The organism is Vibrio lamellibrachiae, assembly GCF_050337265.1.
GTDB lineage: Bacteria > Pseudomonadota > Gammaproteobacteria > Enterobacterales > Vibrionaceae > Vibrio > Vibrio kyushuensis.
Genome location: NZ_JAKJSU010000006.1, coordinates 37,383 through 53,511, shown reverse-complemented (window position 1 = coordinate 53,511; position 16,129 = coordinate 37,383). Strand labels below are relative to the sequence as shown.

At 43.1% G+C, this 16,129-nt stretch carries 14 protein-coding genes; 10 read left to right on the top strand and 4 right to left on the bottom strand.

The genetic code is table 11. The annotated features are described in order from the left end of the window. The first annotated feature begins 319 nt into the window (after positions 1 to 319). Positions 320 to 1,714: an ammonia-forming nitrite reductase cytochrome c552 subunit gene (gene nrfA / locus L4C54_RS09435; protein WP_428808280.1), complete on the top strand. Its 1,395-nt coding sequence runs from the start codon at positions 320 to 322 to the stop codon at positions 1,712 to 1,714. Between the two features lie 227 nt (positions 1,715 to 1,941). Further along, positions 1,942 to 2,466 carry a glycine zipper 2TM domain-containing protein gene (locus tag L4C54_RS09430; protein ID WP_428807998.1) on the top strand — a complete coding sequence of 175 codons (525 nt, stop codon included), beginning with the start codon at positions 1,942 to 1,944 and terminating at the stop codon, positions 2,464 to 2,466. Between the two features lie 145 nt (positions 2,467 to 2,611). On the opposite strand, the gene L4C54_RS09425 is transcribed toward L4C54_RS09430, so the two are convergent. Further along, positions 2,612 to 3,205 carry a cysteine dioxygenase gene (locus tag L4C54_RS09425; protein ID WP_428807997.1) on the bottom strand — a complete coding sequence of 198 codons (594 nt, stop codon included), beginning with the start codon at positions 3,203 to 3,205 and terminating at the stop codon, positions 2,612 to 2,614. 68 nt (positions 3,206 to 3,273) lie between these two features. Then, on the bottom strand, positions 3,274 to 5,772 hold the full coding sequence (locus tag L4C54_RS09420) for a molybdopterin oxidoreductase family protein (RefSeq protein WP_428807996.1): 2,499 nt from the start codon (positions 5,770 to 5,772) through the stop codon (positions 3,274 to 3,276). A gap of 414 nt (positions 5,773 to 6,186) precedes the next feature. Here L4C54_RS09420 and cobA point away from each other — a divergent pair, with 414 nt between their 5' ends. From cobA to L4C54_RS09395, 5 genes are all read left to right on the top strand, one after another. Then, complete coding sequence (gene cobA, locus L4C54_RS09415; protein ID WP_428807995.1) at positions 6,187 to 7,005, top strand: uroporphyrinogen-III C-methyltransferase; 819 nt, start codon at positions 6,187 to 6,189, stop codon at positions 7,003 to 7,005. Between the two features lie 52 nt (positions 7,006 to 7,057). Continuing rightward, entirely contained in the window at positions 7,058 to 9,622 is a 2,565-nt protein-coding gene (gene nirB, locus L4C54_RS09410) for a nitrite reductase large subunit NirB (protein ID WP_428807994.1), read from the top strand. A gap of 180 nt (positions 9,623 to 9,802) precedes the next feature. Then, positions 9,803 to 10,147, top strand: coding sequence for a nitrite reductase small subunit NirD (gene nirD, locus L4C54_RS09405; RefSeq protein ID WP_428807993.1), 345 nt, complete (start codon positions 9,803 to 9,805; stop codon positions 10,145 to 10,147). A gap of 156 nt (positions 10,148 to 10,303) precedes the next feature. Beyond that, on the top strand, positions 10,304 to 11,773 hold the full coding sequence (locus tag L4C54_RS09400) for a NarK family nitrate/nitrite MFS transporter (protein WP_428807992.1): 1,470 nt from the start codon (positions 10,304 to 10,306) through the stop codon (positions 11,771 to 11,773). Between the two features lie 209 nt (positions 11,774 to 11,982). Further along, complete coding sequence (locus tag L4C54_RS09395; protein WP_428807991.1) at positions 11,983 to 13,734, top strand: bifunctional protein-serine/threonine kinase/phosphatase; 1,752 nt, start codon at positions 11,983 to 11,985, stop codon at positions 13,732 to 13,734. A gap of 45 nt (positions 13,735 to 13,779) precedes the next feature. Here the strand turns inward: L4C54_RS09395 and L4C54_RS09390 are convergent, their stop codons facing one another. After that, entirely contained in the window at positions 13,780 to 14,409 is a 630-nt protein-coding gene (locus L4C54_RS09390; RefSeq protein ID WP_428808279.1) for a TPR domain-containing protein, read from the bottom strand. Positions 14,410 to 14,500: 91 nt separating this feature from the next. Between L4C54_RS09390 and L4C54_RS09385 the strand changes: the two genes are divergently transcribed. After that, positions 14,501 to 14,842: a DUF2956 domain-containing protein gene (locus L4C54_RS09385; RefSeq protein WP_428807990.1), complete on the top strand. Its 342-nt coding sequence runs from the start codon at positions 14,501 to 14,503 to the stop codon at positions 14,840 to 14,842. A gap of 9 nt (positions 14,843 to 14,851) precedes the next feature. Next, positions 14,852 to 15,214 carry a DUF4156 domain-containing protein gene (locus tag L4C54_RS09380; protein WP_428807989.1) on the top strand — a complete coding sequence of 121 codons (363 nt, stop codon included), beginning with the start codon at positions 14,852 to 14,854 and terminating at the stop codon, positions 15,212 to 15,214. A gap of 72 nt (positions 15,215 to 15,286) precedes the next feature. Here L4C54_RS09380 and L4C54_RS09375 read toward each other — a convergent pair whose 3' ends face one another. After that, positions 15,287 to 15,574, bottom strand: coding sequence for a winged helix-turn-helix domain-containing protein (locus L4C54_RS09375; RefSeq protein WP_428800831.1), 288 nt, complete (start codon positions 15,572 to 15,574; stop codon positions 15,287 to 15,289). A 201-nt stretch (positions 15,575 to 15,775) separates the two neighbouring features. On the opposite strand from L4C54_RS09375, the gene L4C54_RS09370 reads away from it, so the two are divergent. Beyond that, positions 15,776 to 16,123, top strand: a complete 348-nt coding sequence (locus tag L4C54_RS09370; RefSeq protein WP_428807988.1) for an ArsC family reductase — start codon at positions 15,776 to 15,778, stop codon at positions 16,121 to 16,123. Positions 16,124 to 16,129: the final 6 nt, after the last annotated feature.

Sequence of the window (16,129 nt, the reverse complement as noted above, 5' to 3'; positions counted from 1 at the left end):
AAAAGCAGACACGTATCACCCTATTTATTCTCAGGCCTTTGTCGCTAAGTGTTTGATAAAAATCAGGTTAACAAAGCTACAAATAACCCTTAAGGGGTAGAAATGGGGAATCGTGAGCTACATCACCATTGTGAATTGATCTAAAACAATCTATTCAATGTAAGCAACTATTATTAATTGTTACATCCAGTAATATTATTAATAGTTCTCCAATTCTTTATTTCGATATAGCCAGTTCACAACGCTGTTTATAACAAAAACAGAATACGGAGATAACACTGTGAAAAAATTGCATTGGATTCCTAAATCCGCTGCAGCAATGATATTGGTAGCCGCCACTATATTTAGTGCTACGAGTTTTGCTGCATCAGAAAAAAAAGGATTAGCTGAAGCTGACCCTCGTAATGAAACTTACGAGCAAAACCACCCCGACCAATATAAGACTTGGAAAGAAACCTCAGAAAGTGAACAGATAGAAGATGCCCTAGCGGAAGATCCAAACATGGTCATCATGTGGGCAGGTTATGGTTTTGCTAAAGACTATAACAAAGCACGTGGTCACTTTTTCGCCCTTGACGATGTACGCCAAACACTGCGTACTGGTGGACCTCAAGATGAAAAGTCGGGTCCAATGCCAATGGCGTGTTGGAGCTGTAAAAGTCCAGATGTCGGCCGCGTTATTGAAGAGCGTGGAGAAGATGGATACTTTGAAGGTAAATGGGCACGTTTAGGCTCTGAAATTTCGAACCCTATCGGTTGTGCTGATTGTCACGACACTCGAAGCGAAGAGTTTAAAAATGGCGAGCCAGCTCTAGCCATCACTAAGCCTTATGTTGAGCGAGCTTTTGAAGCCATCGATAAGCCTTTTGAACATCAATCTCGTTTAGACCAACAGGCCTCAGTATGTGCTCAGTGTCACGTCGAGTACTACTTTACCGGACCAACTAAGGGCGTTAAGTTCCCTTGGGATATGGGTACCTCGGTTGAAGAAATGGAGCGCTACTATGACGCGCTTGGTTTTAAAGACTGGACACATAAAGTCTCTAAAGCACCAATGTTGAAAGCTCAACACCCGGGCTACGAGACTTGGCGTGATGGAATGCACGGTAAAAACAAAGTCGTTTGTGCTGATTGTCATATGCCAAAAGTAACCAAAGAAGACGGCACCGTTTATACGGATCATAAAGTGGGTAACCCATTTGATCGCTTCGAAGATACTTGTGCTCAGTGTCATACTCAATCTAAGCAAGTAATGCGTGATATCGTTTCAACTCGTAAAGCTCAAGTATTAAATATGAAGCTAACGGCAGAAAAACAAATTGTTGCAGCGCACTTTGAAGCTGGCGCAGCATGGGATGCCGGTGCAACGGAAGCAGAAATGGCACCAATTCTACAAGATATTCGTCATGCACAATGGCGTTGGGATTATGCTATAGCCTCTCACGGTGTCCATATGCACGCTCCTGAAGTCGCACTAGAAGTGCTTGGAACAGCTGTTGACCGTGCTGCCGATGCCCGTACTAAACTTGTACGCTTGCTTGCGAAGAAAGGCATTACTGACCCGATTGAAATTCCAGATATTTCAACCAAAGAGAAAGCACAACAAGCTCTTGGTATGGATATGGATGGCATGAACAAAGAGAAGCAAGACTTCTTGAAAACGGTTGTTCCTAATTGGGAAGAAGCCGCAGAGAAACGTCAAGCTGATTACTAAGCCACGCTAAAATTACAATAGTAATAAAGAGCCAAGTTCATAACTTGGCTCTTTTTTTATCAATCATATCTGGCCAAGAAACTCTGCCTTGATCGCTAATTTACACGACTCTAAAACTGCCCTGACTCTTCACCATACAATGACATAGACTTCATACGCAGCTGATTTATCTATACGTTTTATCCTTACTATATCGCCCAAGTAATACACCTAGTCAGGATATAACAATGAATATTAAAGCCATTGCTTTAGCAATAACCGGCATACTTGTACTCGCAGCATGTAAAGAAGAGGCATCTATCCCAACAGGGCCGACACACGCAACAATTACACTGGTAGAAGCCGTAACAGAGTCAACTAAAACACCACACAAAGTGTGTAATGACGTTGTTGTGACAAAACAGGCAGAAGTCAAAGATGATGGAAAAGTTTTAGGAACACTTGGGGGGGCCGCAGCAGGTGCAGCACTTGGTAATCAAGTAGGTGGCGGCTCGGGTAAAACAGTCGCAACCGCGGTTGGTACCGTTGCGGGGGCAATGACAGGCAGACAGATTCAAGAAAATGCTCAGAAGAATAGTACTACGACAACGACAGAAAGGCGCTGTACTACAGAGTACACCAACTCAACAGATGTCGTGGGCTACGATGTCACTTATGAAATTGCGGGAATTTCAACAACAGTTCGAACAGACAATCAGCCTCAAAGTAATACCTTTCCAATTATTGATGGGAAGGTAATTATTCCCCATTAAAAGATAATGAATTAATCATCATTTCTACTACACAACCTGACTATTTAGTTTTTCAGGTTGTGTCACTAATTCAACTACCCCTGCGATAAGGTAACTCTAGTTACTAAGCAAACCCTTAGCTTCAAAATCATTGATGGCAAACAGGCTATATTTCGTAAAACCATGAATCGTTCGCTACGTTCAGTAACTCAGGTGCACTGCCGTCTAATTGATAGATGTGAAATGCTTGCAACGGCGGTGAATACACATGTAACGTCACTAAAGGTAAATCATCAGACTGTAAGTTAGATATCTGGTGAATGTCATTGTCTTGCCCTACCGTGACAGACCCTTCTTTATAAAAAGTGGAATTTGTCGCGTAAATTTGACCATTGTCTGCGGTGTCAAATACCGTTTCAGTCGCGTCTCCGAGTAAGATTTTTACACCACAGGCAGAGTTAAGGTGATCATGTATTTTGCTGCGCTGACCATTTAGCCAACTAAGAATAAGAATTTCACATTGCTCACTACGAAACAAACGCCTACGGCAATAGTTCTCTTTTTGAAAACTCGAGAGACGTTTTACTTCCCCATTGCTCAACGTAACCTTATCCAGCAAATAACGAATAGTAGACAGTGATAGTGGTTTATTCGCCGCTTCCATATGAACTAGAAACTCATCAAAGCATATAGTGTCATCAGAGCCGATTAAGCTACGCAGCGAATTTGTACTAGTTGCTGTATTAGTAGATTCGGACAAGTGATCTCCTCAGAAGAGATTTACTCTTTTGCTTATTGCACACCTACTAAACAATAGACCAAACACTCCTAAGCAGCATTCTGTTCACTAGACATTCGCATAGCATCAAACTTCGTTTTCTCATCGTAAGTTTGACTAAACTGCTCTATTAGCTGCGCGACATGTGATTCATCAATTTTCTCTCCGACCCAAACGATTTGTTGGCAGCGATGGTCGAACAGATTCACAGCGCGATAGAAGTTTGCACCAGTAGTTTCCATAACCTCACCGCTCAGTCTTTCCACCGATGTTTGCACAGGCTTAATGAGTTCTTTTTGGCCCAATGACGATTCAATTCGATAAAGATAACCATCTTCTATTTTCTGTCGACTCCAGTATTCAAATAAATCACAGTTCAGAGTCACTCTCGATAACAGTACAGCAGATGACGACATGGAAAGTGGGGAAATATTCACTGGCGTATGCTTGAACTCGGGCTGCCCCGATAAACCATCGCTGATGGGTAGAATGAGCTCACAAGGTTTACTCTGTTTCGCAGTTACCGCATTCCAGTGTATTGGCATAAAGAGTTGATCTTCACTCACCTCTTTAGTGGTGGTTGCACGGGCAATCACCTTACCAATCTGGCTGGTCACCTCAACCAATTGCCCATCTAAGATGTCATACGTTTGAGCAGTAATAGGGTGAATTTGTACATAAGGCTCTGAAGCATGAGACGCTAGCCTTGCTGATAGCCCCGTTCGAGACATGGTATGCCAGTGATCTCGTGTTCGACCACTGTTAAGCACCAGTGGATAGCTCTTATCTGTCTCGCCTAATGGTTTTGCATGCTGAACCGCAATGAACTGCGCTTTTCCGCTAGTAGTATAAAAACGATAGTCGCTAAACAGTGAGCGGTGCACAAGCTCAGATTGAAGCTCTAGCACGGGCCATTGCTGTGGCGTTAATCGGCTATAGCCTAGGTCATCAAGCTGAGTAAGCCCAATAAGATTTAAATCTCTTGGTTTCTCTTCATGGCCTAATGCCGTTAACTGGGCATATTCACTGAAAACCTCTCCTTCATGGCGATAACTGAAACTATCTTCAAAGCCCATCTTTTTCGCCACTTCACTGACTATCCACCAATCGGGCTTCGCGCTCCCGGGGCTAGGTAGCAATCGACGTTGCCTTGAGATTCGACGTTCTGAGTTGGTGACGGTTCCTGACTTCTCACTCCAGCCTTGAGCGGGCAATAACAAATCTGCCATTCGCGTGGTTTCAGTATCTTCAATACAATCTGACACAACGACAAATGGGCAGGTTTCTAATGCTGCTTTAATTTTATCGCTATCGGGCAGGCTCACCATAGGGTTGGTGCCCATGATCCACACCGCTTTGATCTTACCTTCTTTCATGGCATCAAACATGTCGATGGCTTTTAGCCCTGCCTTTTTAGCTAGTGAATCAGTTTGCCAGAAATCACTGATCATTTGATGCTGTGTCGGGTCATCAAATTCCATGTGGGCTGCAAGCGTATTGGCCAGTGCCCCAACCTCACGGCCGCCCATTGCGTTAGGCTGACCAGTCACAGAGAATGGACCAGATCCTACTTTACCTATTTGCCCCGTTGCTAGGTGGCAGTTAATTATACTGTTCACCTTATCGCAGCCTTGGCTCGATTGGTTCACGCCTTGAGAATAGATAGTGACGACTTTATTGGCACCAGCGAACGTTTGATAAAAATCGATAAGATCTTGGTTATCGACCCCAGTTTCAATTTCAGCGTTGCTTTCTAGCGTCGATTGCTTTAAAGCCTTATCAAAGCCCTGAGTGTGCTGTGATACAAAGGTATGATCTACGTGCCCGTTCTCATCTAAATAGCTCAGCAAGCCATTGAACAAAGCAACATCAGAACCTGATTTAACACCGAGATGAAGATCCGCGATGCTACAAGTCTCTGTTTCTCTAGGATCAATAACGACCACTTTCATCGCGGGGTTCGCTTGCTTGGCTTGACGCAATCGCTGAAAAAGCACCGGATGGCACCAAGCTAAGTTTGATCCCACAATCACAACCACATCGGTTTGTTCAATATCTTGATAGCTAACCGGAACGGTATCGGTACCAAATGCGCGTTTATGTCCTACTACGGATGAAGCCATACAGAGGCGAGAGTTACTATCGATATTGCTACTGCCAATAAATCCTTTCATCAACTTATTGGCGACGTAATAGTCTTCAGTTAACAACTGACCGGATACGTAAAATGCGACTGAATCTGGGCCGTACTCGTTGATTGCTTGATTAAACTTATCGGCAACCAATTCTACTGCATCATCCCAAGCAAGGCTTTTTGTTTGCTCACCCTGTCTATTCTCGCGAAAAGTAGGATGAAGCAGTCGCCCGTCATGAATAACGGTATCGCCTAGTGCTATCCCTTTGGTACATAGCTTACCAAAGTTCGATGGGTGCTCTTGGTCGCCACGAACTTCCAGTTTCCCTGACGACATTGGCCTTGCTTCTACACCACAGCCGACACCGCAATAGGCGCAGGTTGTTTTAATCCATCCTTCGTTATTCGTATTCATTATTGCCTCATCCACATTGAGTCTAATTCTTCTACTTACGTAATCTGCAACATTTACGCCAAGCTCAACAAAATGAACGCATCAATTTCGATCAATACACATTGTTTAATAATCAATAACTTACATTCACAACAAAGACGACCTACCTATAAATAGGTAGAGATCGCATTATATTAGTGCGTACTTTTGCACCAAGTTACAACCTATTGCACCATAAACGCCCAATAACTCGCATTTTTGATTAGTTAGCCGTGCTACAAAAACAAGTCAAACCGCCTCAAATTAATCCTTATCCAATTGAAATATAAGAATTAATGATTTGTTTTCACAAATAAATTTCGCTTTGGCACTCTCCTTGCTCTAATCCAATTAATCAATTTCAACCCATCAGTTTGCAGTTAATGGAGTAACGCAATGAAGATAAATTCTAAGCAGTACGGGGTTGTCACCTTAGTTAGCGCAGGTCCTGGTGATCCAGAGCTACTGACAATTAAGGCTGCTAAAGCCATCAATAATGCTGAAGTCATTGTTTTTGACAATTTAGTCAGCAAAGAAATTCGAGCGACCTTCCCTGATCATGTTGAAAAAATTTACGTTGGTAAAAAGAAAGGCAGCCACAGTAGAACTCAAGATGAAATAAACCAGCTAATGATTGAGCTTGCGACTCATGGGAAAAGCATTTGCCGAGTGAAAGGTGGCGATGCTTTTATATTTGGACGTGGTAGTGAAGAGATGTTGCTGCTTGCTCAAAAAGGCATTCGTGTTGACGTGATTCCTGGTATTACTGCAGCGTCTGGTTGTTCTACTTATTCTCAAATTCCATTAACACATCGCGGTATCGCGCAAGGTTGTACCTTTATCACCGCGCACGCCGATAAAAAACTCACAATTAAATGGGAGGCGTTAGCCTCTCTGAAACAGACCCTGGTTATCTATATGGGTCTTAGCCAGACAGACATGATTAGCCAGCAATTGTTGTCTGCGGGTATGGATAAAAACACCCCTATCGCTTTCATAGAAAAAGGGTGTACCCAAGAACAGAGAACAGTTATTGGCACACTCAATCAGCTGACTGAACTCAAAGAGCAACACAATATTCAATCTCCCGCTCTAATTGTTATCGGCCAAGTCGTCTCTATCTCAGAGAAAATGCAATGGCTAGAGCAGCGAACCAAACACTCTGTCGAGAGTGAAAATCAGGAAGATAATCAACAATTAAAACTGTCGGCATAAACAATATTCGAAGAACAGAATCTAATTATAAATTTACACAGGAAGTCAAAAAATGAGCAAACAACGGATTGTGGTCGTGGGCAACGGAATGGTTGGTCACAAGTTCATTGATACTTTAATCAAGTCACCAAGCGATGATGTTGAAGTCATCACCTTCAGTGAAGAGAAGTATCTAGCGTACGATCGTGTTCAACTTACATCGTATTTCAATGGCAAAAGCGCCGAAGATCTGGCAATGACCAGCGAAGCTTACTATCAAGAAAACGGCGTTAGCTACGTCGTGAATGAGAAAGTCACCTCTCTCGATACCGACAATAACCAAGTTGTTACCGCAAGCGGACGTATTGAAGGTTACGATAAATTGATTCTTGCAACGGGCTCCTTCCCTTTTGTTCCACCTATTCCGGGCAATGACCAAGAACATTGTCACGTATACCGTACCTTAGATGACCTTGATGCTATCGAACTGTCGAGCAAACAAAGTAGAACAGGCGTAGTTATTGGCGGGGGGCTATTAGGTCTTGAAGCTGCAAACGCACTGAAAAACCTCGATATTGAAACGCATGTTGTTGAGTTTGCTCCTCGCCTAATGGCCGTCCAACTTGATGCGGGTGGAGGCGACCTACTTAGACGTAAAATTGAAGACCTTGGCGTAATGGTTCATACCGAGAAAGCGACCTCGGAGATCGTGGCAGGAGAAAGCGCGCGATACCGTATGAACTTTGCAGACGGCAGCCACATTGAAACCGACATGATTGTTTTCTCGGCGGGTATTCGCCCTCAAGATGAGCTCGCTCGTGATACCGCTATTGAGCTTGGCGGCCGTGGCGGTATTGTTATCAACAACCAATGCCAGACAAGCCTTCCTGATGTATACGCCATCGGCGAATGTGCTCTTTGGGATCAAAAAATCTACGGATTAGTAGCGCCTGGTTACCAAATGGCAAAAGTGGCCGCGACTCATATTCTTTCGAGCCTCCCAACTTCAAAAGAAGCAAGCGATCTCGAATTTACTGGCGCAGACATGAGCACTAAACTTAAGCTTCTTGGCGTTGATGTGGCGAGTATTGGTGAAGTTCACGACAAAACACCTGGCGCGCTTTCGTATACCTATAGTGATGAAATCGAGCAGGTCTATAAACGCTTAATCATCTCTGAAGATGGAAAGAAAATCGTTGGCGCAGTCTTAGTGGGTGATGCCGAAGCTTACGGGACGTTGCTGCAGATGATGCAGAACGACATGCCACTGCCAGAAAACCCTTCCGTACTTATTCTTCCTAACGTGGCACAAGATGAGTCTGCAGGGATGGGGATTGAAGCCCTACCCGATACCGCAATGATCTGTTCATGTTTTGATGTGACTAAAGGTGATATCAAGCAAGCCGTTGCCGCTGGTTGTACAACAATGGCTTCACTAAAAGAGACCACCAACGCATCAACAGGGTGTGGCGGCTGTAGCGCTCTTGCGAAACAGGTTCTCGATAGCGAATTAAGTAGCTTGGGTGTTGAGGTCAACAATGATATCTGTGAGCACTTTGCTTATTCTCGCCAAGAGCTAAGCGATATTGTTCGCGTCAACAAAATCCAAACCTTCGACTCAATTTTAGACTCTCATGGTAAAGGTCTTGGCTGTACTATTTGTAAGCCAGCTATCGGTTCTATCTTGGCCTCTTACTGGAATGATTACATTCTAGAGGACGAACATATTGAGCTTCAAGATACCAATGATGTCTACCTTGGTAACATGCAAAAAGACGGAACCTATTCTGTCGTACCACGCATCGCTGGCGGTGAGATCACTCCTGACCGTCTCATCGTGTTGGGTGAGGTTGCTAAAAAATACGACCTTTACACCAAGATCACTGGTGGCCAACGTGTCGACTTATTTGGCGCTCAACTTAATGAACTACCAGCGATTTGGAAAGAGCTCATAGACGCAGGGTTTGAAACCGGACACGCTTACGGAAAGTCAGTACGTACGGTTAAGTCATGCGTTGGTAGTACTTGGTGTCGCTACGGTGTAGGTGACAGTGTTGGCTTCGCTATTGATATCGAAAATCGCTACAAAGGACTTCGTTCTCCACACAAACTCAAGTTTGCTGTCTCTGGTTGTACCCGTGAGTGTGCAGAGGCTCAGTCTAAAGACATCGGTATTATCGCAACAGATAAGGGGTGGAACTTATACGTCTGTGGGAACGGTGGTATGAGACCACGCCATGCCGACCTATTTGCAAGCGATCTCGATACACCCACTCTGGTTAAATACATCGACCGCGTACTGATGTTCTATATCCGTACAGCTGACCGTCTACAACGTACGTCGGTGTGGTTAGAAAACCTAGAAGGCGGCATTGAATACCTCAAGCAAGTTGTCATTGAAGATAAACTTGGATTGGCGGAAGAACTAGAAAAAGAGATCGAACTGAATATCTCTAAATACCAGTGTGAATGGAAAACAACCATTGAAAACCCACAAAAATTGAAACGCTTTAAGCACTTTGTAAACAGTGACCAAACGGATCAAAACCTAACGTTTACCACTCTACGAGAACAGCGATTCCCAACACCTGCGGCTAAACATGATTTTGGTAAAGAAATCGACGTCGTTGAAGTGTAAATAACCGCTTTAGTTAACGCTATACCCTAAGTAATTGGAATTGCAGTGAGGCGACAAGTGAGTGAGGCCCCAAGAGCATAGCTCGTCTATGCGATTGGGGGGAATAAGCGCCGTTAACAAAGCTGCACGTTCAAGTACTAAGGGGATATTTAAGATTAAGTAATGATTAGGAGAAAACTCATGGAAAACTGGATTACCGTTTGTTTAACAGAAGATTTAACCCCAAATATGGGCGTTTGTGCCAAGGTCGAGGAAGAGCAAGTCGCCATCTTTTACTGTGGTCGAAACAGTAAGCTATATGCGCTATCTAATTTAGACCCATTCAGCGGTGCGAACGTTATCTCGCGAGGCATCATCGGTTCATTGAACGATGAGCCATGCGTCGCGTCGCCGCTGTATAAGCAGCACTTCAATTTGGAAACAGGTGTATGTCTTGAAGAGCCTCAACATCAGTTAGCCACATACCCTGTGCGACTTAACGACAACAAGGTTCAAGTTCAGTTGCCTGAATCCGTCGCGGCTTAATGACTCAATTAGAATTTCATCAACGGATGCATTGCGTCAGACGATGAGAATAGATAACCAGAATGAGTCGATCTGAAATAATTGGAACTGTGAAACAACAGCAGTTATGAAAAACAGTGGCTCATTCAAAAACTTCGCCTATCAGGATCAATTACTATGGATAGTACAGCCTTTTCGTTATTTTCTTTTAAAGGAAAAATGAAGGTATTGCACCTCAGTTGGATGGCATTTTTTATCACATTTGTCGTGTGGTTTAACTTTGCTCCCTTATTATCAATGGTCAAAGAAACACTTGGTTTGACCAATGAAGAAATCAAAACCCTGCTCATACTCAATGTCGCGTTAACCATTCCTGCGCGAGTATTAATCGGTATGCTTACCGACAAATACGGCCCAAAAATTGTCTACTCAGCCTTGCTCGCGGTCTGTTCCATTCCGTGTTTCATGTTTGCGTTTGCCAATTCCTTTATCCAAGCGGCTATTGCTCGTTTCCTAATTGGCTTTATTGGTGCGGGTTTCGTTATCGGTATCCGACTCGTTTCTGAATGGTTTCCTCACGATGAACTAGGGACAGCAGAAGGCATCTACGGTGGCTGGGGCAACTTTGGCTCTGCGGCCGCTGCATTTAGCCTTCCTACTCTAGCACTCGTATTCGGTGGCGATGAAGGGTGGCGTTACGCTGTCGGCATTACTGGGTTAATGAGCTTAGCTTTCTCTTTTATTTTCTACGCCAATGTAGAAGACACACCAAAAGGCGCAACCTATTTCAGGCCTAAGCACTTAACGGCAATGGAAGTCACCAGTAAGGGCGATTTCTATTTCCTGCTTATTATGAAGATTCCAATGTACGCTGCGCTTGCGTTACTTGGATGGAAATTATCGCCTTCAGGTATCGGCATGCTGTCCGACTTTACTATCACTTGTCTCTACCTATCGTTAGTACTTTTATACGCCTACGAAGTCAGCCAAGTGTGGAAAGTAAATAAGAATATCTTCACCGAACCAGTGCCTGAGATTCATCGCTATAAATTCAAGCAGGTTGCTGTGCTTAATATTTTGTATTTTGCGACTTTTGGCTCTGAGCTTGCTGTGATCTCAATGCTACCGCTGTTCTTTTCTGAGACGTTTGAATTAACCCCAGTCATGGCCGGTATGGTTGCATCCGCATACGCCTTTATGAACTTGATGTCTCGCCCTGGTGGCGGTTGGATCTCTGATAGGTGTGGTCGTAAGCCGACGCTACTAATTCTGACTGCAGGTCTCGCCATCGGTTACTTTTTAATGGGGCAAGTAGAGAGTGATTGGCCGCTATGGTTAGCTGTTGCTGCTGCGATGGCATGTTCTTTCTTTGTTCAAGCGGGTGAAGGGGCTGTGTTTGCGACAGTACCATTAATCAAGCGCAGAATGACCGGACAGATCGCTGGGATGACAGGCGCATATGGTAACGTGGGAGCAGTGGTTTATCTCACGGTCTTATCATTTGTAGACTACAGCACCTTCTTCTTTGTGATTGCCGGTACAGCGGTGGTTGGATTTGCCACATTACTGATGATGGAAGAGCCAAATGGTCAAATTGCAGAGGTCAATGAAGATGGTAGTGTCACTATGATTGATGTGTCTCATTAGCATCAATCATAGCTAGGCATTATAAAAATCGGGGATATTGGTTCCTCTGAATTATTAGGGCACAGAGTGCTTGCACACCATTTTATGCCCTGTCGTAATAATACTGACTGCCAATATCGTTCAGAAGCTCTGCTCCAGCAGGGCTTTTGTTCAGTTTTAAAATAAAATGACTTTTGCTAAAGAATAGAGATAAAGAACGGGGATAAATAATGGGCGTAAACAACATTCAAACCGAAGCTTCACTCTCTGTCACTTTTGGTGGTACATCACTGACAGGGCTAAGAGATGAGAATCAAGATGCTTTTTTGGTGAAAAGCCCGGCACAAAAAACTGAACTAGAACATAAAGGTATCGTTGCTTGTATTGCTGATGGTGTTAGCTGTAGCGAACAAGGGCAAAAAGCCAGTCACACCGCAACCATGCAATTCATTACCGATTATTACGCCACTCCAGATACTTGGAGCGTTAAACACTCAGCCAGTAAAATTGTTTCCGCTTTAAACTCTTGGTTATTCTCTCAAGGCCAGAAGCAGAACCTTAATCATAATGGGTTAGTGACAACCCTCAGCTCAGTCATCTTCAAATCCAATACCGCACATATTTTTCATATTGGCGACAGCCGTATCTATCGCTTAAGAGATAACAAGCTTCGTCTATTAACTCGTGACCACCAAAGAACCAATTTTGGCAAAGGTTCCTATTTGACCAGAGCTCTAGGGATCGATAACCAGCTCGAAGTCGATTATCAAACGGTGACACTGCAAGTCAACGATCGTTTTATCCTCACCACCGACGGCGTGCATGATTTTTTATCTCAATCTGAATTTAGTCAATTGGCGACGCAACAAGAACATTCACACGAAGAAATCAGTAACGGGTTCTGTCAATTAGCGCTAACGAACGGCAGCCATGATAACTTAAGCTGTTTAATCATCGATGTGAAGCAACTACCTCAGCAGTCTTTATTCGAACATCAAAAACAACTGATCAAAAAAGCCATTCCGCCCGCTATGGTAGCGAACAACAAAATAGATAACTTTATTGTCGACAAGGTGCTCTATGCAGGTCCTCGCAGCCATGTTTATCTTGTTCACGATAAGAACAACTTTCAGTCCTTTGTGCTCAAAGCGCCATCACTGAATTACATTGACGACCATGATGTACTTTCTCAGTTTTCAAATGAATACTGGGTGGGTAGCCAACTCAATAACAGCCGAATAATGAAAGTCTATCCGACGCCTATCGATTCCAAATTTTGCTATCAACTTTGTGAGTATATTGATGGGATAACACTTAGGCAGTGGATGTACGATAACCCTAGCCCTTCCTTAGAAAAAGTACGAACCCTAATGGATGAGTTGATTAAAGCCATTAGAGTATTACAGCGTGCTGAAATGGTTCATCGAGACCTCAAGCCCGAAAATATCATGATCCTCGATAACGGCAGCATCAAACTTATCGATTTTGGTTCGGTAAAGGTCAGTAGCTTAGAAGAAGGGGTGACTGAACCGAAAGAAGCAATACCGTTAGGTGATGTCAATTACGCCGCATCTGAGTATCTACAAAATGGCATCAGTTCAATTTCCAGTGATCTATTTTCTATCGCGGTGATTGGTTATGAAATGCTTTGTGGAAAACGTCCGTATCCACCAATTAAGGGGCAAACTGTTCAATCGGCTCGTCATCACAATTGGCAATATCGCTCTCTCGCTTCACAACGTCGTGATGTACCGACTTGGTTTGACCTCAGTATTCAAAAGGCGTGTAACCCTTCGCCAAGTCAGCGCTACCATGTTTTGAGTGAGTTTATCCATGACCTCTACACACCAAACCCTAAACTCATAAAAGCCGCGCAAGTTCAGCCGTTGCTCAAACGAAACCCGGTGCTATTTTGGAAAGGAATGGCCATATTTTTAGCGTTAGTGTCTGCAATTGAGTTTTTCTTACTGCTTGATCGCTAGAGGGGCTCACACGCACTTATTACTAAATAGTAATACCGTTATTGATTAACGATTAGCAATAAGAGATTTAGCCTGATTAATCGAGCCAATAATCGCGACTCTATCTAAGTCTGTTTGTTGAGAGTCTAACAAACGAACCCACATATCAATCGCCTGTTGATAACGAAAACTCACAAAGTGGTCATTGGCAATCAGTGTCAGTGCGGTAGTATTGGTTGAATCCAAATCTAACGCTCTTTGTAAAAGGTCTTCGACTTCTGGACTTATTCTTTGGGAGTGAAGGTAATACAGTGCACTTGCTTTTGCAGCCAGTTGATTAGCTGATATTTGAGATGAGAGTCGAATAGAGTAATCAAAGCTGGTTAATGCCGATTTAAATTCATTTTCGAGCATATAGCCATGCCCTAACTGAAACCACAATTCACCCTGATTAGGATCTTCACTCAATTTAGCTTGAATATCAGACATAAAATCTGAGTGCATTTGAGGTTGTTCTTCTTGCACTGCTTCTTCCGGCATCGGTTGATACAGCACGAAAAACAGTGAGGCTGTTATTGCTGAAGTGATGGATATGAAGCCAATCGCTTTACGTTTAGCATGAGAGGTTGACTGAGATAAAATCACTACGATGGCCACAATCGCAACTAGTAACAATAATAAGGCACCACTGTGCATGCTGTTCCTCTTCATTTACACTTTCTGACATCCAACTTTGAGTATATCGTGATACCCTATTGATAACCTTGATCAACTAGCACTATATCCAATGAAAAACAAAGTTACCCCTTCAGAAGAGACTCAGCAACAAGCTATGAAAATCGCTAAGTCGAACCAGAAACAAGGCCAAACAAAAGAGCAAACTAAGTTAATTGCTCAAGGAATTGAAAAAGGGATCGCTCAATATAAAAAACAGCAAAAAGAGCGCAACCGACAAGCAGATAAAGCGAAAAAGAAAACTCAAAAATTGAAACAGACGACTGATAATACAGCTAATGATGCAACGGAAAATCAGCAACCTGCTGACAGTAATACAAAGCCGTCTGTGCTTCCTTGGATGCTGCTCGTTGTCAGTTGGGCTGGTTTTATTACCTATATGACTCAGCAATAGGTCGTGGTTATGTTTGAGGAACGTAGTTTGATTAAGAAAATAGGAACAGTGCTGCTTACGGGTATCATTCTATCCGGTTGTTCAACGCCAACAATGACCGCCAGTGAAGGTATTCATGATATCTCGATAAGAATGGATTATGGCTTTAATGCAGATAACTGTGAGGTGCTAGGAGAAGTGACCGGAAGTGAAGGTCACTGGTATAGCTATCTATTCTTTCCAAATGATGTGTTGATACAAGGTGCACTCTTTGACGTTAAGAATCAAGCCCTTGCTTTAGGGGCTGATACTATATATCTAGTTAACCCTCAGGATTTTGCGACGTCATTTACGGTTTTTGGTATGGCTTACCGCTGCCGATCTTCTAGTTAATTTAACTAGCTAGTTCAGCTAAGAAGAAAAGTTTAGTTGGATCGCAAAAATAAAAAAGCCAGCAATGCTGGCTTAAGCTTCAAAACCTAGACTTTCAGCTATGTCGGTCTGTCTTTCCAACACCCACTGACTGTCAAAAGGTCCCCAATCTGAAAGCTGGTAATAGCCATCGTTATGTCGACGACCATCTTGCACAAACATCAATTCAATACCTATGCCGGGCAATGCTTTAAGTACATCTTGAATGGTGCGACGGGGCCAGCCCGTTTTCTCGATAAGTTTCGGTACGTTTGGTCTTTCAATACTTTCAACTAACAGAGCCAAATACAAACGTCTTGCAAAAACAGGACTCAATTCCATTGATTACATCTCCTAGTGGTTCCTAACTATTATTTGCTTTTTTTAAAAATAAACACGTGCGTTTGATCAACTTCTTTTTAATCGAAACAATTTGATACCTATTTTTTTTACCCTATAAAATATTAACTTTCTCGTTTTGTGTCCTAGCTCACTTCCTGTTAGGATTTCTACACTGATTAATTTGCTGATATTGAAATCAATATGACCATCACCATGTATGGGATCCCTAACTGCGATACCATAAAGAAAGCCAAAAAGTGGCTTGACGCCAATAACATCGAATTCGTATTTCATGACTACAGAAAGCAAGGTGTAGACAGCGAACTTGTGACTCAATTTTGCACTAGCTTAGACTGGGAAAAAGTAGTGAACAAACGCGGTACGACTTATCGCCAACTCACTCAAGAACAAAAAGACGCATTAGACGTTCAATCAGCCATTAAGCTACTTGTAGAGCAGCCAGCTATGATTAAACGACCAATCTTGGCGATAGATGAAGAGTTACATCTTGGTTTTAAGGCCGAACAATACCAATCAATCTTTAAATAATTATGA

Excerpts from the sequence above, each read along its gene's own strand:
- nrfA (WP_428808280.1), top strand. The coding sequence starts at position 320 with ATGATATTGGTAGCCGCCACTATATTTAGTGCTACGAGTTTTGCTGCA.
- L4C54_RS09430 (WP_428807998.1), top strand. The coding sequence starts at position 1,942 with ATGAATATTAAAGCCATTGCTTTAGCAATAACCGGCATACTTGTACTC.
- L4C54_RS09420 (WP_428807996.1), bottom strand. The coding sequence starts at position 5,772 with ATGAATACGAATAACGAAGGATGGATTAAAACAACCTGCGCCTATTGC.
- cobA (WP_428807995.1), top strand. The coding sequence starts at position 6,187 with ATGAAGATAAATTCTAAGCAGTACGGGGTTGTCACCTTAGTTAGCGCA.
- nirB (WP_428807994.1), top strand. The coding sequence starts at position 7,058 with ATGAGCAAACAACGGATTGTGGTCGTGGGCAACGGAATGGTTGGTCAC.
- nirD (WP_428807993.1), top strand. The coding sequence starts at position 9,803 with ATGGAAAACTGGATTACCGTTTGTTTAACAGAAGATTTAACCCCAAAT.
- L4C54_RS09400 (WP_428807992.1), top strand. The coding sequence starts at position 10,304 with ATGGATAGTACAGCCTTTTCGTTATTTTCTTTTAAAGGAAAAATGAAG.
- L4C54_RS09395 (WP_428807991.1), top strand. The coding sequence starts at position 11,983 with ATGGGCGTAAACAACATTCAAACCGAAGCTTCACTCTCTGTCACTTTT.
- L4C54_RS09390 (WP_428808279.1), bottom strand. The coding sequence starts at position 14,409 with ATGCACAGTGGTGCCTTATTATTGTTACTAGTTGCGATTGTGGCCATC.
- L4C54_RS09385 (WP_428807990.1), top strand. The coding sequence starts at position 14,501 with ATGAAAAACAAAGTTACCCCTTCAGAAGAGACTCAGCAACAAGCTATG.
- L4C54_RS09380 (WP_428807989.1), top strand. The coding sequence starts at position 14,852 with ATGTTTGAGGAACGTAGTTTGATTAAGAAAATAGGAACAGTGCTGCTT.
- L4C54_RS09375 (WP_428800831.1), bottom strand. The coding sequence starts at position 15,574 with ATGGAATTGAGTCCTGTTTTTGCAAGACGTTTGTATTTGGCTCTGTTA.
- L4C54_RS09370 (WP_428807988.1), top strand. The coding sequence starts at position 15,776 with ATGACCATCACCATGTATGGGATCCCTAACTGCGATACCATAAAGAAA.